The following is an 18,115-nucleotide window of genomic DNA, read 5'->3' on the forward strand; positions in this document are numbered from 1 at the left end:
TCGGACTGCCCCGCCGTGTCGGGATAAACATCGTCAGTGGCCGGCGTCCTGCCACGTACGCCCGACGCCCACCGAGACCTCCAGCGGAACGCGCAGGTGGTAGGCGGCGTTCATCTGGTCGCACACGAGCTGCCGCAGCGTCTCCAGCTCGCCCGGCGCGACCTCGAACACCAGCTCGTCGTGGACCTGCAGCAACATCCGCGAGGCCAGCCCCTCCTCGGCGATGGCCTGGTGGACGTGGAGCATGGCGACCTTGATGATGTCGGCCGCCGAGCCCTGGATGGGGGCGTTGAGCGCCATGCGCTCGGCCATCTCCCTGCGCTGGCGGTTGTCGCTGGTCAGGTCGGGCAGGTAGCGGCGGCGGCCCATGATCGTCTCGGTGTAGCCGTCGGTGCGCGCCTGGGCCACGATGGCCTGCAGGAAGTCGCGCACGCCGCCGAACTCGGTGAAGTACTCCTCCTTCAGCGCCCGCGCCTCCGAGACCGGGATGTTGAGCTGCCCGGACAGGCCGAAGTCGGACAGGCCGTAGGCCAGGCCGTAGTTCATCGCCTTGATGCGCGCCCGCAGCTCGCTGTCGATCTGCTCGGGCGGCAGGTCGAACACCCGGGCCGCGGTGGCCTGGTGGAAGTCGTGGCCGGACTCGAAGGCCTCGATCAGCGACTCGTCGCCGGACAGGTGGGCCATGATGCGCAGCTCGATCTGGCTGTAGTCGGCCGTCAGCAGCCGCTCGTAGCCCTCGCCGACCACGAAGCCCTGCCGGATGCGGCGGCCCTCGGCGGTGCGGATCGGGATGTTCTGCAGGTTGGGCTTCTCCGACGACAGGCGGCCGGTGGCGGCGATGATCTGGTTGAACGTGGTGTGGATGCGCCCGTCGTCGCCGACCTCCTTGATCAGGCCCTCGACCGTGGTGCGCAGCTTCTGCTGGTCGCGGTGGCGCAGCATGATCGTCGGCAGCTCGTGCTCGGTCTGGGTGGCGAGCCAGGCGAGCTGGTCGGCGTCGGTGCTGTAGCCGGTCTTGATCTTCTTGGTCTTCGGCAGGTTGAGCCGGGTGAACAGGATCTCCTGGAGCTGCTTGGGCGAGCCCAGGTTGAACTGCTCGCCGACGGAGCGGTGGGCCTCCTCCACGGCGTGCTTGACGGCGGCGCCGAACTCGGCCTCCAGGCCCGCGAAGTATTCGCTGTCGACGGCGATGCCGGCCCGCTCCATCTCGGCCAGCACCGACAGCAGCGGCAGCTCGACGTCGGCCAGGAGCTGGGTGCCGCCGCGGCCGGCCAGGAAGCCCTCCAGGGAGTCGGCCAGCTCGCGCACGGCGTGGGCGCGCAGCGCGAGGTCTTTGGCCGGCGCGTCCTCGTCGTCGCCGAACAGGGCGGCCTGGCCGCCGGACTCCTCCTCGGCCCGCAGGTCGCGGTGGAGGTAGCGCCTGGCCAGGTCTTCCAGTGCGAACGTGCGCTGGCCCGGCATGGCGAGGTAGGCGGCCAGCGCGGTGTCGCAGCTCAGGCCGCGCAGCTCCATGCCCTGGGCCCACAGGGCCAGGATCGGCCCCTTGGCGTCGTGGACGGCCTTGGGCCTGCTCTCGTCGCCCAGCCAGGCCCGCAGCGCCGCCTCGTCGGCCTCGGTGAGCTTGACGGGGTCGATGTGCGCGGCGGTGCCGTCGGGCGACGCGACGGCGATGCCGTCGATGCGGCCCGAGCCGCTGCCGTAGGAGCCCTTGAAGGCCAGCCCGGCGCGGCCCTGCGGGAGCGCCGCCAGCCAGCCGGCCACCCGGTCGGGGCCGAGGATGACGGTCTCGACCTCGAAGCCCTGCTCGGGCTCGGCCTCGCCGGTGCCGAGCACCTTGAAGACGCGCTCGCGCAGCTCGCCGCGGATCTGCAGGGTGTCGAACAGCTTGTTGATCTCCTCGCGCTCCCACGCGCCCTGGGTGAGGTCGCCGAGCTCGACGTCGAGCGGCACGTCGCGCAGCAGCTCGGTCAGGCGGCGGTTCATCAGCACCTGGGCGACGTGCTCGCGCAGCTTGTCGCCGACCTTGCCCTTGACCTCGTCGACGCGGTCGACCAGCGCGGTGAGGGAGCCGAACTCGCGCACCCACTTGGCCGCGGTCTTCTCGCCGACGCTGGGGATGGACAGCAGGTTGTCGCTGGGGTCGCCGCGCAGGGCGGCGAAGTCGGGGTACTGGGCCGGGGTCAGGCCGTACTTCTCCTCGACCGCCTCGGGGGTGAACCTGGTCATGTCGCTGATGCCGCGGCGCGTCATCAGCACGGTGACGTGCTCGTCGACGAGTTGCAGGGCGTCGCGGTCGCCGGTGACGATCAGGACGTTCATGCCCTCGGCGGCCGCGCGGGTGGCCAGGGTGGCGATGAGGTCGTCGGCCTCGAAGCCCGCCTTGGACAGGTGCGGGATGCGCAGCGTGTCGAGCAGCTCGTAGATGAGCTGCATCTGGCCGCGGAAGTCTTCGGGGGTCTCGCTCCGGTTGGCCTTGTAGTCGGAGTACTCCTCGTGGCGGAACGTCGGCTCCGACCGGTCGAAGGCCACCGCCACGTGGGTCGGCTGCTCGTCGCGCAGGATGTTCGTCAGCATCGAGGTGAACCCGTAGACCGCCTCGGTGTGCTGACCGTCGGTGGTCATGAGGTTGGCGTCTTTGAGCGCGTAGAAGGCGCGGTAGGCCAGGGAATGCCCGTCAAGCAGCAACAGGCACGGGCGGCTGGGGGTCACTTCACTCTTCGGCACGTACGCAGCCTAGTCTGCGTCAACGACAGAAAACCCGAGCTCGGAAGAGTGGAGACATCCCCTTGACGCAGACCGATCCGCTGGACTTCTCCGCGTACGGCGCGGTGCACGAAGGCACGCTGGCCCACCGCATGGGCATCGAGTTCGTCGAGGCCGGGCCCGAGCGCGTCGTCGGCAGGATGCCGGTCGAGGGCAACACCCAGCCCTACGGCCTGCTGCACGGCGGCGCGTCGGCGGTGCTGGCCGAGACGCTGGGCTCGGTGGCCGCGGCGATCCACGCCGGCCCCGGCCGCATCGCCGTCGGCATCGAGATCAACGCCACCCACCACCGCTCGGCGACCTCCGGGTACGTGACGGGGGTCGCGACGCGGTTGCACGGCGGACGCACTTTGGCGACGTACGACATCGAGATCACCGACGAGGAGGGACGGCGGGTGTGCACCTCCAGGTTGACGTGCATGCTGCGCGACCAGCGCCCCTGACGTCACTTTGACCGAACCTTTGCGCAGCGGCCCCAACGATCGCTACGGTTGTCCGAACAGAGCCCGCGGGGAGGCCCGGTAGATAACGTGTACGGCCGGGGAAGCCTTACATGGCCCCAAAGGCCGCTCCGCGGGCTCGTCCACGTTTTCTCCCCATCGTTACCGTTTCGTTTTCGGCGCAGCCAGGCGTCTTCCCTCATTTAGCCCCTGACCTGCCGCGTTGTTTGCTCACATGTGTGGCACACGCATGTCACTAATTGGTGACGAACCATACTGAAACGGGCGTCTGCGGAATAAGCTCCCGCCATTGCATCCCAGTTGTGCCTGCGATGCTCGCGTGTCGAGATGGAGGGGTACAACCCCGCCTTGACCTATTTGAGGGAGCACCATTGCGCAGAGCCGTGATCGCGTTCACGGCCTTCCTGGGTGGACTCATCTTCCTGCTGGCCAGTCCCGCGCAGGCGGGGCCGGCCGGATGCCAGGGTTTGAAGGGGACGCTCAAACTCCAAGGCCAGCCAGTGAACGGCGTCAAAATCGTCGTGACCACCGAGGGCGGACAACCCGTCAAGGAGGTCACAACCAACGCACAGGGCACGTGGGAAGTTCCTACCGACAAGGGCAAGTTCAAGGTCACCCTTGACCCGAACTCCCTTCCGAAGAACGCCGAGGTGCGCGGTGGCAGCAACGTGCGCACGCCGACCGTCTTCGAGGGCAACTGCTCGACCGTGCTGTTCGCGTTGCAGGCCAAGGGTGTCGCCGGGCAGCCGCAGGGAGACGACGGGAGCGGGGAGAGCAGCGTCTGGGACACCGCGGCGCAGCTCGCCTTCGAGGGCCTCAACCTCGGGCTGATCATCGCCCTGGCCGCGCTCGGCCTGTCGCTGATCTACGGCACGACCGGCCTGACCAACTTCGCCCACGGCGAGCTGGTCACGCTCGGCGCGGTGCTGGCGTACATGTTCAACGTGGGCTTCGGCCTCCATCTCATACCTGCCGCGGTGCTCGCCGTGGCGCTGGGCGGCGCGTTCGGCTACGCCCAGGACCGCCTCTTCTGGGGCCAGCTGCGCAAACGCGGCACCGGCATCGTCGCCATGATGATCGTCTCCATCGGCGTCGCGCTGGTCATGCGCTACGTCATGCTGATCTTCTTCGGCGGCCAGAACGAGGCCTACGCCCAGTACACGGCCCAGCCGGGCATCGAGGTCGGGCCGATCTCCGCGGCGCCCAAGAACTTCGTGGCGATGGGCATCGAGCTGGCCGTGCTGCTCCTGGTCGGCTTCGCGCTGCTGCGCACCCGTACCGGCAAGGCGGCCAGGGCCGTGTCGGACAACCCCGCGCTCGCGGCCTCGTCCGGCATCAACGTCGACCGGGTCATCCGGATCATCTGGACCCTGGGCGGCGCCATCGCGGCGCTGGCCGGCATCATGCTCGGGCTCTCCCAGAACCTGAAGTACACGATGGGCCAGGACATCCTGCTGCTCATCTTCGCCGGCGTCACGCTCGGCGGGCTCGGCACCGCCTTCGGCGCGCTGGTCGGCTCGCTGGTGGTCGGCCTGTTCATCCAGGTCTCCACCCTGTGGGTGCCGCCGGAGCTCAAGAGCGTCGGCGCGCTGGTCGTGCTCATCATCGTGCTCCTCGTCCGGCCCCAGGGCATCCTGGGCCGCCGCGAGCGAATCGGCTGATCGGGGGAGGATCAGAATGGACTGGATCACGATCATCAGCACGACGCTGAAGTCCGCGGTCGGCGTCGAGACCGTGCTGTACGCGCTCGCCGCGATCGGCATCAACATCCAATTCGGCTACACCGGCCTGCTCAACTTCGGCCAGGCGGCGTTCATGGGCGTGGCCGGCTACGGCCTGGCCGTCACCGTCACCGTCATGGGCCTGCCGTTCTGGGTCGGCATCATCGTCGGCCTGCTCGCCGCGGTGCTCCTGGCGATCCTGCTCGGCATCCCGACCCTCCAGCTGCGCGCCGACTACCTGGCCATCGTGACCATCGCGGCGGCCGAGATCGTCCGGCTGGTGTTCCGCTCGGTGGCGTTCAAGAGCGTCTTCGGCGGCTCGGACGGCCAGCGCGGCTTCTCCGACGGCTTCTACGCGCTCAACCCCTACCCCGAGGGCCAGTACGGCTTCAACCTCGGTTCCATCCCCCTGTTCTTCAACCACCGGGTGTTGTGGGTGCTGACCGTCGGCTGGGTGCTCATCGCCCTGTGCTGCGGGCTGGTCTACCTGCTGATGAAGAGCCCGTGGGGCCGTGTGCTCAAGGCCATCCGCGAGGACGAGGACGCCGTGCGCAGCCTCGGCAAGAACGTCTTCTCCTACAAGATGCAGTCGCTCATCCTGGGCGGCGTCGTGGGCTGCCTGGGCGGCTTCATCTACGGCCTGGCCTACGCCTCGGTCCAGCCCGACATCTTCGGCACCGAGACCACGTTCTACGCGTACACGATGGTCATCCTCGGCGGCGCCGCCCGCGTGCTCGGTCCCGTCGTGGGCGCGTCGATCTTCTGGGTGCTGCTCGTCCTGATCTACGGCGTGCTGTCCGAGGCCGTCGGCGCCGGGATCATCACCTTCATGGACACGAACCAGGTGGGCGCCGTCCGCTGGATCCTGGTCGGCCTGGGTCTCGTCCTGTTGCTCATCTTCCGGCCACAGGGCATCTTCGGCGACAAGAGGGAGATAGCAATCAATGCACGCTGAAACCACGGCCACCGAGCGCAAGGCCGCGGCGCTGGCCGCCTTCAAGGACCTGGCCCGCGACCCGGGCGTGCCGAAGCCAGACCCGATCCTCACCGTCGACAACGTCGTGCGCCGCTTCGGCGGCCTGACCGCGGTCGAGGTCGGCCACGTCGAGATCCAGCGGGGTTCCATCACCGCGCTGATCGGCCCCAACGGCGCCGGCAAGACGACCTTCTTCAACCAGCTCACCGGCTTCGACACGGCCGACTCCGGCTCGTGGACGTTCAACGGGCGCAGCATGAGCGGGGTGCCGGCCCACAAGGTCGCCCGCGCCGGCATGGTGCGCACCTTCCAGCTCACCAAAGCGCTGTCCCGCCTGACCGTCATGGAGAACATGCGCCTGGGCGCCCAGCGGCAGAAGGGCGAGACGTTCTGGCGGGCGCTCATCCCGTCGATGTGGCGCGGCCAGGAGGACGAGATCACCGCCCGCGCCGAGGAGCTCCTCGAACGCTTCAAGCTCGGCGCCAAGCGGGACGACTTCGCCGGCTCGTTGTCCGGCGGCCAGCGCAAGCTGCTGGAGATGGCCCGCGCCCTCATGGTCCAGCCGGAGCTGGTCATGCTGGACGAGCCCATGGCGGGGGTGAACCCGGCCCTGACCCAGTCGCTGCTCGGCCACGTCAAGGACCTGCGCGAGCAGGGCATGACGGTGCTGTTCGTCGAGCACGACATGGACATGGTCCGCGACATCAGCGACTGGGTGATCGTCATGGCGCAGGGCGCCGTGATCGCCGAGGGCCCGCCCGACACGATCATGTCGGACGAGCGCGTGATCGACGCCTACCTCGGCGCCCACCACGACGCCCCGCTCTCGGACACCGAACTGGAGTCGCAGCTCCACGAGGCCGAGGCGGCCCTGGAGGCCGAGATCGAAGAGGAGACGCAGAAGTGAGCGACGCCCCCGAGGCCGCCCCCGAGTCGCAGGCGGCCGTCACCGACCGCACCGCGCACCTGGAGGGCGCCGAAGACGCCGTGCTGCGGTGCGACGAGCTGATCGCCGGCTACCTGCCGGGCGTCAACATCCTCAACGGCTCCGACCTCTACGTCAAAGAGGGCGAGCTGATCGGCATCATCGGCCCCAACGGCGCCGGCAAGTCGACGCTGCTGAAGGCCATGTTCGGGCTGGTCAACATCCGCAGCGGCACGGTGCTGCTCAAGGGTGAGAACATCACGAACATGAAGGCGCACTCGCTGGTCTCCCGCGGCGTCGGCTACGTGCCGCAGACCAACAACGTCTTCCCCAGCCTCACCATCGAGGAGAACCTGGAGATGGGCGCCTTCCAGGTGCCCGGCAAGTTCAAGGAGCGCTTCGAGTTCGTCGCCGAGCTCTTCCCGGCGCTCAAGGAGCGGCGCAAGCAGCGCGCGGGCTCCCTGTCCGGCGGTGAGCGGCAGATGGTGGCCATGGCCAGGGCGCTCATGACCGAGCCGTCGGTGCTGCTGCTGGACGAGCCGTCGGCGGGCCTGTCGCCCAAGCTCCAGGACCTGGTCTTCATCCAGGCCCAGCAGATCAACAAGGCGGGCGTGACGGTGATCATGGTGGAGCAGAACGCCCGCCGCTGCCTGCAGATCTGCCACCGCGGCTACGTGCTCGACCAGGGCCGCAACGCCTACACCGGCACCGGCAGGCAGCTCGCCAACGACCCCAAGGTCATCGAGCTGTACCTGGGCACGCTGGCCAAGGCGTAACCGAATCGAACGGAGAAGGGGCTCCCCCGGGGTCCCTTCTCCGTTTTTTAATGAACGCTGTGAAACGAATGCTGACAGTGGCGCTCGTCCTGCCCGTCCTGCTCGTCGGCTGCCAGGAGGACGCCTCCTCGGCGCAGCGGTACAGCACCGGCGGCGACCCGACCGACAGCCCGTGCGCGCGCGTGGTCTCGGCCATCGGGTACGCCGGCCTGATGCTCAAGCCGAAGGGCCAGGAGGAGCAGCAGTACTTCGAGGACGCCGTCATCGGCCGGCTGGCCGAGCTGCGCGGCATCACGCTCCAGTTCGGCGACCGGCTGCCGGCCTCGCTGCACGACGCCGTCCAGAGCGTCGAGGCGGCCACCGCGGGCCTGTCCAGGAACGACGTGCCGCACGCGCGGCAGGTCGCGTTGCTGCGGCAGTACCGGGCCGCCGCCGACCAGATCGTGGCCGGCTGCGCATGACGGAAGGGCCCGGTCCGCGCGGACCGGGCCCTTCTCGAAGGGTGCTGCGGGAGGCCGATCAGCCGGCGATGTTGCCGGTGCGGTACTCCAGCGCCTTGGTGGCGTACTTGTTGTCCTTGCCGTACTGGTAGATGCCGATGGTGGCCACCGCGGGGTCACCGGCGTCGTTGAACTCGACCGGGCCGCTCACGCCGTCGTAGTCGATGTCCTTGCCGGCCTTGAGCAGGTCGACGCAGCTCTTGAAGTCCTTGCACTTCTCGCCGCCCTTGCTGACCTCGGCCAGCTTGGCGGCGATGTCGGTGCCCGCGTCGCTCTTGGCGGCCTCGGCGGCCAGGGCGAGCAGGTTCATCGCGTCGTAGGACTCGGGGGCGTAGCTGTAGTCCTCCAGCTTGGGGTTGATGCCGAGGAGCTTCTTCTGGAACTCCTCCGGAGCGGCCGCGCCCGGGATGGTGCCCTTGACGCCCTCAAGCGTGCCCTTGGGCATCTTGATGTAGTTCGTGTTGGAGGTGTTGCCGTCGACCATGTACCACTTGTGCTTGTCGGCCGGCAGGCCCTGCTTGACCAGCTCCTGGATGACCTTGGCGGTCTCCTCGAACCCGATCAGGACGATGCCCTTGGGGTTCTTGGCCTTGATCTTCGCCACGTCGGCGGAGAAGTCGGCGGCCTTGGGGTCGTAGTCGACGCGCTCGACGACCTCGCCGCCGCCGTCGGTGACCGTCTTCTGCACCTGGTCGGCCAGGCCGGTGCCGTAGGAGTCCTGCATCGCCAGGATGCCGACGGTGTCGTTGCCGTCGGACACCACCAGGTCGCCGAGCACGCGGCCCTGCAGCTTGTCGGGCGGCGAGGTGCGGAAGTACAGGCCCTTGTCCTCGATCGTGGTGAACTTGTCGGAGGTGTTGGCGGGCGAGAAGTGAATGACGCCCGCGCCCGTGATCTTGTCGATCACCGACTCCGACACCGAGGAGGACGCCGCGCCGATGATGGCGTCGGCCTTCTGGGCCAGCAGCTTGTCCACCGACTGCGAGGCGATGTTCGTGGTGGTGTCGCCCGAGTCGGTGTCGTACTTGGTGACGGGCTTGCCCAGCACGCCCCCGGCCTCGTTGATCTCCTTGATGGCCAGGTCGACGCCGGCGAACTCGGGCGGGCCGAGGAAGGCGAGCGAACCGGTCTGGGGCAGCAGCGTACCGATCGTGAGGGTGCCGTCGCCCTTGGCCGCGGGAGCCGACGAGGATGGCGCGGCCGGCTGCGAGGACTGCGTGGCGGTGTTGCTGCCGCCACCGCCGCAGGCCGTCAGGGCCAAGCTGGTGGCGGCCGCGACGGCCAGCGCCCGTCCCACGGGAGCAATGCGGATCATGAAGTGTCTCCTTCATTTCCAGGCCGGGATCGTCAGCACCGCCGAGCGCTCCCGATCGAATGACGGAAACGTACAAAATCGCCGTGTACTCGAACCAGATGGCGGGGTGAACTGTCGGCACTTGGATGCGGAGTCGTAATCAGTCCTCAACTTACGGACCTGCGCTAGCAGGCTTAATGTGCGACGGGTGAAGCGTTTTACGCCAGTCCTGTTCACGGTGGTCCTTCTTGCCGGGTGCGCCTCGTCGCCGCCGCCCCCGCCGCCTTCCTCGGATCCTCCCGCCGGCGTATCGGTCACGCTGGAGCAATGGCGTTCCGACGAGCCCGTGCACGCGCTGGAGGTGGCCGTCCGTAATACCAGCGGCATACCCGTGTATTTCGCCGACGTCCAGCTCGTGACGCCGTCGTTCAAAACACTGCCGCCGGAAAAGACGGACGCCACGATCAAGCGGACGGAGCGCACCGACCTGCGCATCACCTACGGCGCGGCCAACTGCCTGCCCGCGGGCCTGCCGCAGCTCCAGCCCGCCACCGTGGTGGCCAACATCCGCGCCAGCGGCGAGCAGCCGCGCCGGGTGGTCTTCAAGGTGCCGCACCCCAGCCCGCTGCTGACCCGCCTGCTACGGGACGAATGCTCGGAATTCCTCATCAAGGAGGCCGCCGGCATCGAGTTCGGGCCCGACTGGAAGCAGGTGGGCAAGGAGATGCGGGGCAAGCTGGTGGTCACCCGGCGCGGCGCCGGCAAGGTGACGCTGACCGAGCTCGACGGCACCACGCACTACATCATCACACCGGACGCCGGCGGGCGGCCCGTGGCCGTGCTGGAGGCCGGGCAGCAGCGGACGGAGGTGCCGGTGACGCTCACCCCCGGCCGCTGCGACCCGCACGCCTTCGCCGAGGCCAAGAAGGCGTTCCTGTTCCCGGTGCGGGCCACCGTGGACGGCGGGCCCGAGCGGGTGGTGATCGTGGTGCCGCCCAAGCCGCTGCAGGACCGGTTGATCCAGTACTCGTTGCGCGTGTGCGGCCTGGGCGGCGGGTAAGGGTCAGCCCTCGATGTTGCCCGTGCGGTACTCCAGGGCCTTGGACGCGTACTTGTTGTCGTCGCCGTACTGATAGACGCCGATGGTGGCCACGGCGGGGTCACCGGCGTCGTTGAACTCGATCGGGCCGCTGATGCCGTCGTAGTCGATGTCCTTGCCGGCCTTCAGCAGGTCGGCGCACTCCTTGAAGGTCTTGCACTTCTCGCCGCCCTTGCTGACCTCGGGCAGCTTGGCGGCGATGGACTTGCCGCTGTCGTCCTTAGCGGCCTCGGCCGCCAGGGCGATGAGGATCGCGGCGTCGTAGGACTCGGCGGCGTAGGTGTAGTCCTCGAGCTTGGGGTTGATCTCCAGGAGCTTCTTGCGGAAGTCCTCCGGAGCCTCGGCGCCGGGGATCGTGCCCTTGACGCCCTTGAGCGTGCCCTTGGGCATCTTGAGGTAGTTGGTGTTCGACATGTTGCCGTCCACCATGTACCACTTGACCTTGTCGACCGTCAGGCCCTGCTTGACCAGCTCCTGGATGACCTTGGCGCCCTCCTCGAAGCCGATCAGCACGATCGCCTTCGGGTTCTTGGCCTTGATCTTGGCGACGTCCGCGGAGAACTCGGCCGCCTTCGGGTCGTAGTCCACGCGCTCCACGACGCTGGCGCCGGCTGCCTCGGCGGTCTTGGTCACCTGGTCGGCCAGGCCGGAGCCGTAGGAGTCCTGCATGGCCAGGATGCCGATGGTGTCGTTGCCGTCGGCGGCGATCAGGTCGCCCAGCACGCGGCCCTGCAGCTTGTCCGGGGGCGCGGTACGGAAGTACAGGCCCTGGTCGCTGATGGTGGTGAACTTGTCAGAGGTGTTGGCGGGCGAGAACTGCACCACGCCGGCACCGGTGACCTTGTCGATGATCGACTCCGACACCGACGAGGAGGCGGCGCCGATGATGGCGTCGGCCTTCTGCGCGATCAGCTTGTCCGCCGACTGCGAGGCCACGTTCGTGGTGGTGTCACCCGAGTCCGTGTGGATCTTGGTGACCGGCTTGCCGAGCACGCCGCCCGCGTCGTTGATCTCCTTGACGGCCTGGTCGACGCCGGCGAACTCGGGCGGGCCGAGGAACGCCAGCGAGCCGGTCTGGGGCAGCACGGTGCCGATCGTGAGCGTGCCGTCGCCCTTGGCCGCCTCCGTCTGGGTGGCCGGGGCCGACGAGGACGGCGCCGCGGACGTGGTCTGCTGCGCGGCCGTGTCGCCACCGCCGCCACAGGCCGTCAGGGCCAGGCTCGCCGCTGCCGCGACGGCCAGGAAGCGCCCTGCTGGAGCAATGCGGATCATAAAAGAGACTCCCCTTATTCCCAGCGGGGGAACGATCTCCCTCGCTGCGTTTTCCGAGCTCAGCATGCCTCTTTGACGGGGAGATGTGGGGATTTCGGGTACTTTTATGCTAATTTGTAATGTCGCAATCACTCTCTGTAATTGCATGTTTCATCAGCGTTACGGTCATGACTCCATATGAACCACCCCAGCCCGAAATTTCGGGACTGGGGTGGTTGTATGGCGGGTTGTCCGGCTTGGTGGGCCCGCCAGTGCCTAGCCGGCGATGTTGCCCTTGCGATATTCGAGCGCCTTGGCCGCGTCGTACTTGTTGTCCTTGTCGTACTGGTAGACGCCGATCGTCGCGACCGACGGGTCACCGGCGTCGTTGAAGTCCACCGGGCCGCTCACGCCGTCGTAGTCGATGTCCTTGCCGGCCTTGAGCAGGTCGGCGCACGACTTGAAGTCCTGGCACTTCTCGCCGCCCTTGCTGACCTCGATCAGCTTGGGGGCCAGCGCGGTGCCCGAGTCGTCCTTGGCCGCCTCGGCCGCCAGCGCGATCAGGGTCGCCGCGTCGTACGACTCCGCCGCGTAGGTGTAGTTCGTCAGCTTGGGGTTCACCGTCAGCAGCCGCTTCTGGAACGCCTCCGGGGCCGCGGCGCCCGGGATCGTGCCCTTGACGCCCTTGAGCGTGCCCTTGGGCATCTTGAGGTAGTTGGAGTTCGACATGTTGCCGTCCACCATGTACCACTTGACCTTGTCGGCCGTCAGGCCCTGCTTGACCAGCTCCTGCACGACCTTCGCCGTCTCCTCGAAGCCGATCAGCACGATCGCCTTCGGGTTCTTGGCCTTGACCTTGGCCACGTCGGCGGAGAACTCGGCCGCCTTGGGGTCGTAGTCGACCCGCTCGACCACGCTCGCGCCGGCCTCCTCTGCCGTCTTGGTCACCTGGTCGGCCAGGCCGGAGCCGTAGGAGTCCTGCATGGCCAGGACGGCGACCGTGTCGTTGCCGTCGGCGGCCACCAGGTCGCCCAGCACGCGGCCCTGCAGCTTGTCCGGCGGCGCCGTGCGGAAGTACAGGCCCTGGTCGTTGATCGTGGTGAACTTGTCGGAGGTGTTGGCCGGCGAGAACTGCACCACGCCGGCCCGCGTGATCTTGTCCACGATCGACTCCGACACCGACGAGGACGCCGCGCCGATGATCGCGTCGGCCTTCTGGCCGAGCAGTTTGTCCACCGACTGCGAGGCGATGTTGGTCGTGGTGTCGCCCGAGTCGGTGTCGATCTTCGCCACCGGCTTGCCGAGCACTCCCCCGGCGTCGTTGATCTCCTTGAGCGCCAGGTCGACCCCGGCGAACTCGGGTGGTCCCAGATAGGCGAGATTGCCCGTCTGGGGCAGCACGGTGCCGATCGTCAACGTGCCGTCCCCCTTGACCGCGGCGGCCGAGGAGGGTTTCACGGACGCGGCGCCGGTGGCGCCCGTCCCGGCGGTCGTGCCGCCGGTCGAACACGCCGCCAGTGCCAGGCTCGCCGCTGCGGCGACGGCCAGCGCGCGGGAAATGCGGATCATCGAAAGCGTCTCCGTTCGAGATGAGCGGACCTTCCGTCCGCCCATCAGCATGCGCCGGGACGCCTGCGCAGAAAGAAGCCGAAGCCGGTTGGATGCCCAGTCGTGACCGGGCCACAACCCGCGGGGCTAAATCACCTGATATAGGCGCTTTTCATGCCCGCTCGGCCGCGTCGTCTATAACGATCTGAGCAACCTCCCGCATGCTCAGCCGCCGGTCCATCGACGCCTTCTGGATCCACCGGAACGCCTGCGGCTCCGTCCAGCCGTGCTGGGCCATCAACTGACCCTTGGCCCGCTCGACCAGCTTGCGGGTCTCCAGCCGCTCGGAAAGGCTGGACACCTCCGCGCTGAGCGCCACCATCTCCTCGTGCCTGCTGACCGCCATCTCGATCGCCGGCACCAGATCGGCCTTGGTGAACGGCTTCACCAAGTAGGCCATCGCCCCCGCGTCGCGGGCCCGCTCCACCAGGTCACGCTGGGAGAAAGCGGTGAGGATCAGGCACGGCGCGATCCGGTCGGCCACGATGCGCTCGGCCGCCGAGATGCCGTCGAGCACGGGCATCTTCACGTCGAGGATGACGAGGTCGGGCCGCAGGTCGGCGGCGAGCTGGATCGCCTGCTCCCCGTCACCGGCCTCGCCCACGACGACGTAACCGTCCTCCTGGAGCATCTCCTTGAGGTCGAGGCGGATCAGGGCCTCGTCTTCCGCGATCACTACTCGCCGCTGCGTACTCACGAGCAGAAGAGTACAGACGTCCGGTAGATTAGATCCACGCCGGTGCGGCCTCGGGCATTACGCTGCGAGATCACCAACCGGACGAAGTCGCCCCGGTAGACCAACGGCAGAGTCGATGGCCTCAAAATCCATACAGTGTGGGTTCGAATCCCACCCGGGGCACCGGCCTGACCGCCCGGCCCCCTCGTAGGCCGGGCGGTTTTCCGTTTCCCACCCATGACTGCCGGATCGACGGCAGGCCCGAAAAGGCTGACCGGGTCAGGGCGTCCAGGAGGGCGAGCGGCCGAGCAGGGCGACCACCCGGTCGAGGGCCGTGGCAGCGCCGCCGGGAGCGACGCCGGGCAGGAACGCCTTCCCCGAACCGCGCGATTCCGGCGTGTCGGGCACCTGCGCGGCCAGCGGGAGCGCGGCCGCGGCGAGGTCGTCGTCGATGCCGGGCGGCACGCCGCAAGCCCTGGCGAAGTCCCAGGCGTGCACGACGCAGTCGATGAAGTGGAAGCCGATCGCCATGGCCGCCGGGAACGGGCCGCCGTCGCGGATCTCGGGCAGGTGGAAGGCCCGGTCGAGCACGCCGTCCGCGGCGAAGGCGGCGACGACGGCCTGCGCGGAGGCGGCGTACTCGGCCACGTGGTCCTCGCCCAGGGGACGTGGTTGCCAGCTCGCCAGTTCCGAGCGCGCGCCCGAGGCCGCCAGGGCGAAGCCGTGGTTCTGCACGATCTGGTGTTCCAGCAGATCGCGGACGGCCCATCCGGCGCAGGGCGTCGGCCGGTCGAGGTCGGCGGGCTTGATCGTGTTCACCAGGTCGACGGTGGCCCGCACCGACCGCCGGTTGAGCTCGATGATGTCTGCCAAGGCGATGTCCCGTCATCGTCGAAGAACCCACCCGGCCGGCCCGACCGGCCCGAGGGTGGCCAGCCTGTCGATGATGGCGTCCCCTCGGCGGCGGTGCGAGTGGTTTTCACCGGTGCGGGCGCCGAGGCGATCAAGGAGCCGGCGGGGCGGCCGGGTGGGATTTCGCGGGCGGTTCGCCGGGAACAGTCCCTTGTGACGAGTTGCGACGGACGAGACGGGGGTGGCGGGGGATGCCGTTGAGCGTGACCGAGCGGGAGACGTTCCTGGCCGAGCCGCACATCGCCAGCCTGGCGGTGGAGACGGGCGCGGGGCGGTCGCCGCTGGCCGTGCCCGTCTGGTACGACTACAGCCCCGGCGGCGAGATCAGGTTCCTGACCGACAGCGAGTCGCGCAAGGCGCGGCTGGTGGCGAAGGCGGGCCGGTTCACGATGCTGGTCCAGCGGGCCAGCCCGACCTACCGGTACGTGTCGGTCGAGGGCCCGGTGGTGCGCTCCGACCCCACGACGATCGAGGAGCTGACCCGCATCGCCGCCCGCTACCTGCCGCAGGAGGCGGTGACGGGCTACGTGCACGGCTCGGACCTGCACGTCCTGGTGACGTTCCGGATGCGGCCCGAGCGGTGGCTCTCGGCGGACCTGGGCTCCTTGGGCTGAGCGGGCGCCCGGTATTTTTGGCTCGTGACTGCAATCGATCCCACCTCGACCGGCGCGTACGGCGTCGGCCTCGCCACCATCGCCGACGACGGCACCGTTCTCGACACCTGGTTCCCGGCTCCCGAGCTGGGCGAGCCGCCCGCGACGGGCACCGAGCGGATCTCCGCCGAGGAGGCCGGCGAGCTGGCCGCGCTGACCGGCCGCGACGCGGCGCGGGGCGTCGAGGTGGTGGCGGTGCGCACGGGCGTCGCCAAGCTCTCCGAGCCGCCGGTCGACGCGCACGACGTCTACCTGCGGCTGCACCTGCTCTCCCACCGGCTCGTCCGGCCGCACGGCGTCAACCTGGACGGCCAGTTCGGCCTGCTGGCCAACGTGGTGTGGACCAACTTCGGGCCGTGCCCGGTGCCCGGCTTCGAGCGCACCCGGCTGCGCCTGCGGGCCAGGGGCGTGGTGACGGTGTACGGGGTGGACAAGTTCCCGCGGATGGTCGACTACGTGCTGCCGGAGGGCGTGCGGATCGCCGACGCAGACCGGGTGCGGCTGGGCGCCCACCTGGCGTCGGGCACGGTCGTCATGCACGAGGGCTTCGTGAACTTCAACGCCGGCACGGTGGGCACCTCGATGGTCGAGGGGCGCATCTCGGCGGGCGTGGTGGTCGGCGACGGCTCCGACGTCGGCGGCGGCGCCTCGATCATGGGGACGCTGTCGGGCGGCGGCAAGCAGGTCATCTCGATCGGCGAGCGCTGCCTGCTGGGCGCCAACGCCGGCATCGGCATCTCGCTGGGCGACGACTGCGTGGTGGAGGCGGGCCTGTATGTGACCGCGGGCACGCGGGTGACACTGCCCGACGGCACGGTGGTCAAGGCGGCGGAGCTGTCGGGCTCCAACGGGATCCTGCTGCGCCGCAACTCGCAGTCGGGCGCGGTGGAGGCCCTGCCCCGCACCGGTTCGGGCATCACCCTGAACGCCGCCCTGCACGCCCACTGACCGTCAGGGGCCCTCTCCGCCGGCCGTCGCCACGGAGGGGGCCCACAGGACGTCCCGGCGCAGGCTCACCCGTCCGGGCGAGCCTGCGCGGAACGTGGCGGGTCAGTTCGCGTGGGAGACCGCGGAGCCGATGGTGTGCACCCGCAGCGCGTTGGTGCTGCCCGGCGTGCCGGGAGGCGAGCCGGCCACGATGACCACCTTGTCGCCCTTCTCCAGCCGCCCAAGCGACAGCAGCGACGCCTCCACCTGCCGGACCATGTCGTCGGTGTGGTGCACGAACGGCACGTGGAACGTCTCCACGCCCCACGTCAGCGACAGCTGCCCGCGCACGTGCGGGGCCGAGGTGAAGGCCAGCAGCGGGATCGGCGAGCGGTAGCGGGCCAGTCGGCGGGCGGTCTCGCCGGACATGGTGAACGCGATCAGCGCCTTGGCGCCGACGATCGCGCCGACCTCGGCCGCGGCCCTGGCGATGGCCCCGCCGGTGGTCTCCGGCAGGCGCTCCAGGCTGTGGGTGGCGTGCAGGGACGACTTCTCGGCGGCGCAGGCGATGCGGTCCATCGTCGCGACCGACTCGATGGGGTAGCTGCCGACCGACGTCTCGCCCGACAGCATGACGGCGTCGGCGCCGTCCATGACGGCGTAGGCGACGTCGCTGGCCTCGGCGCGGGTGGGGCGCGGGGCGCTCATCATGGAGTCGAGCATCTGGGTGGCGACGATGACCGGGCGGGCCTTCTCGCGGCACAGCCCGATGATGCGCCGCTGCACGATCGGCACCTGCTCCAGCGGCAGCTCCACGCCGAGGTCGCCGCGGGCGACCATGATGCCGTCGAAGGCCTCGACGATCTCCGGCAGGCGGTCGACGGCCTGCGGCTTCTCGATCTTGGCGAGCAGCGGCAGGCGGACGGCCTCCTGCTCCATGATGTTGCGCACGACGTCGGCGTCGGAGGGACGGCGGACGAAGGACAGCGCGATCATGTCGAAGCCGGTGCGCAGCGCCCAGCGCAGGTCGGCCTCGTCCTTGTCGGTGAGCGCGGGCGCGCTGACGTTGACGCCCGGCAGGTTGAGGCCCTTGTTGTTGGAGATCATGCCGCCGATGACGACGCGGGTGATGACGCGGTCGCCGTCGACGCGGGTGGCCTCCAGGACCAGGCGGCCGTCGTCGACCAGGATCTTGTCACCGGGACGCACGTCGCCGGGCAGGCCCTTGTAGGTGGTCGAGACCTGCTCGCGGTCTCCGGGCACGTCTTCGGTGGTGATGGTGAAGACGTCGCCGAAGCCGAGGCGCACCGGCCCTTCCTCGAAGGTGCCGACGCGGATCTTGGGGCCCTGCAGGTCGGCGAGCACGCCTACACCGCGGCCGAGGTCGGCCGCCACCTCCCGGACCCGGTCGTAGACCTCTCTGTGCATGTCATGGTTGCCATGGCTGAGGTTGAACCGTGCCACGTCCATGCCCGCGGAGATCAGCTCGTGGAGGCGTTCTTTGGACGAAGTGGCTGGGCCTAGGGTGCAGACGATTTTCGCGCGACGAGTCACGAGTCCTACCTTAATTGGT

At 69.0% G+C, this 18,115-nt stretch carries 16 protein-coding genes and 1 tRNA gene; 10 read left to right on the forward strand and 7 right to left on the reverse strand.

Translation table 11 applies throughout. From position 1 onward, the window contains the following. Positions 1-33: 33 nt before the first annotated feature. Positions 34-2,724 (reverse strand): DNA polymerase I, encoded by a 2,691-nt coding sequence (polA, locus tag AB0J76_RS25220; RefSeq protein WP_352328459.1) that lies wholly within the window; start codon positions 2,722-2,724, stop codon positions 34-36. Positions 2,725-2,804: 80 nt separating this feature from the next. On the opposite strand from polA, the gene AB0J76_RS25225 reads away from it, so the two are divergent. From AB0J76_RS25225 to AB0J76_RS25250, 6 genes are all read left to right on the forward strand, one after another. Continuing rightward, positions 2,805-3,206, forward strand: coding sequence for a hotdog fold thioesterase (locus tag AB0J76_RS25225; RefSeq protein WP_352328462.1), 402 nt, complete (start codon positions 2,805-2,807; stop codon positions 3,204-3,206). Positions 3,207-3,724: 518 nt separating this feature from the next. After that, positions 3,725-4,885: a branched-chain amino acid ABC transporter permease gene (locus AB0J76_RS25230; RefSeq protein WP_352328460.1), complete on the forward strand. Its 1,161-nt coding sequence runs from the start codon at positions 3,725-3,727 to the stop codon at positions 4,883-4,885. Positions 4,886-4,901: 16 nt separating this feature from the next. Continuing rightward, positions 4,902-5,900 carry a branched-chain amino acid ABC transporter permease gene (locus AB0J76_RS25235; protein ID WP_364390627.1) on the forward strand — a complete coding sequence of 333 codons (999 nt, stop codon included), beginning with the start codon at positions 4,902-4,904 and terminating at the stop codon, positions 5,898-5,900. Then, positions 5,890-6,828: an ABC transporter ATP-binding protein gene (locus AB0J76_RS25240; protein WP_352331025.1), complete on the forward strand. Its 939-nt coding sequence runs from the start codon at positions 5,890-5,892 to the stop codon at positions 6,826-6,828. The genes AB0J76_RS25235 and AB0J76_RS25240 overlap by 11 nt, the downstream gene beginning before the upstream one ends. Then, positions 6,825-7,622: an ABC transporter ATP-binding protein gene (locus AB0J76_RS25245; RefSeq protein WP_352331023.1), complete on the forward strand. Its 798-nt coding sequence runs from the start codon at positions 6,825-6,827 to the stop codon at positions 7,620-7,622. The genes AB0J76_RS25240 and AB0J76_RS25245 overlap by 4 nt, the downstream gene beginning before the upstream one ends. A 59-nt stretch (positions 7,623-7,681) precedes the next feature. Further along, positions 7,682-8,083, forward strand: a complete 402-nt coding sequence (locus AB0J76_RS25250) for a hypothetical protein (protein ID WP_352331021.1) — start codon at positions 7,682-7,684, stop codon at positions 8,081-8,083. 58 nt (positions 8,084-8,141) lie between these two features. Here AB0J76_RS25250 and AB0J76_RS25255 read toward each other — a convergent pair whose 3' ends face one another. Then, complete coding sequence (locus tag AB0J76_RS25255) at positions 8,142-9,437, reverse strand: ABC transporter substrate-binding protein (RefSeq protein WP_364390629.1); 1,296 nt, start codon at positions 9,435-9,437, stop codon at positions 8,142-8,144. A 370-nt stretch (positions 9,438-9,807) separates the two neighbouring features. Between AB0J76_RS25255 and AB0J76_RS25260 the strand changes: the two genes are divergently transcribed. Further along, positions 9,808-10,476, forward strand: a complete 669-nt coding sequence (locus AB0J76_RS25260) for a hypothetical protein (protein WP_352331106.1) — start codon at positions 9,808-9,810, stop codon at positions 10,474-10,476. Positions 10,477-10,479: 3 nt separating this feature from the next. Here the strand turns inward: AB0J76_RS25260 and AB0J76_RS25265 are convergent, their stop codons facing one another. From AB0J76_RS25265 to AB0J76_RS25275, 3 genes are all read right to left on the reverse strand, one after another. Further along, complete coding sequence (locus tag AB0J76_RS25265) at positions 10,480-11,787, reverse strand: ABC transporter substrate-binding protein (protein WP_364390631.1); 1,308 nt, start codon at positions 11,785-11,787, stop codon at positions 10,480-10,482. A 255-nt stretch (positions 11,788-12,042) separates the two neighbouring features. Continuing rightward, positions 12,043-13,335: an ABC transporter substrate-binding protein gene (locus AB0J76_RS25270; protein WP_352327598.1), complete on the reverse strand. Its 1,293-nt coding sequence runs from the start codon at positions 13,333-13,335 to the stop codon at positions 12,043-12,045. Positions 13,336-13,486: 151 nt separating this feature from the next. Continuing rightward, entirely contained in the window at positions 13,487-14,071 is a 585-nt protein-coding gene (locus tag AB0J76_RS25275) for a response regulator (protein WP_352327599.1), read from the reverse strand. A gap of 89 nt (positions 14,072-14,160) precedes the next feature. On the opposite strand from AB0J76_RS25275, the gene AB0J76_RS25280 reads away from it, so the two are divergent. Then, positions 14,161-14,233, forward strand: a tRNA-Leu gene (locus AB0J76_RS25280). Between the two features lie 96 nt (positions 14,234-14,329). Here the strand turns inward: AB0J76_RS25280 and AB0J76_RS25285 are convergent. After that, the gene (locus AB0J76_RS25285) at positions 14,330-14,923 is read right to left on the reverse strand and encodes a TIGR03086 family metal-binding protein (RefSeq protein WP_352327600.1); all 594 of its coding nucleotides are present in this window, start codon (positions 14,921-14,923) and stop codon (positions 14,330-14,332) included. A 230-nt stretch (positions 14,924-15,153) separates the two neighbouring features. Here AB0J76_RS25285 and AB0J76_RS25290 point away from each other — a divergent pair, with 230 nt between their 5' ends. Next, complete coding sequence (locus AB0J76_RS25290) at positions 15,154-15,576, forward strand: pyridoxamine 5'-phosphate oxidase family protein (protein WP_352327601.1); 423 nt, start codon at positions 15,154-15,156, stop codon at positions 15,574-15,576. Between the two features lie 24 nt (positions 15,577-15,600). Then, the gene (dapD, locus tag AB0J76_RS25295) at positions 15,601-16,563 is read left to right on the forward strand and encodes a 2,3,4,5-tetrahydropyridine-2,6-dicarboxylate N-succinyltransferase (RefSeq protein ID WP_352327602.1); all 963 of its coding nucleotides are present in this window, start codon (positions 15,601-15,603) and stop codon (positions 16,561-16,563) included. A gap of 102 nt (positions 16,564-16,665) precedes the next feature. On the opposite strand, the gene pyk is transcribed toward dapD, so the two are convergent. Beyond that, a complete protein-coding gene (gene pyk, locus AB0J76_RS25300) occupies positions 16,666-18,096 on the reverse strand; it encodes a pyruvate kinase (RefSeq protein ID WP_352327603.1) in 1,431 nt (476 codons plus the stop codon). Between the last annotated feature and the right edge of the window lie 19 nt (positions 18,097-18,115).

Origin of the sequence: Nonomuraea sp. NPDC049624, assembly GCF_040675255.1 — a bacterium.
GTDB lineage: Bacteria > Actinomycetota > Actinomycetes > Streptosporangiales > Streptosporangiaceae > Nonomuraea.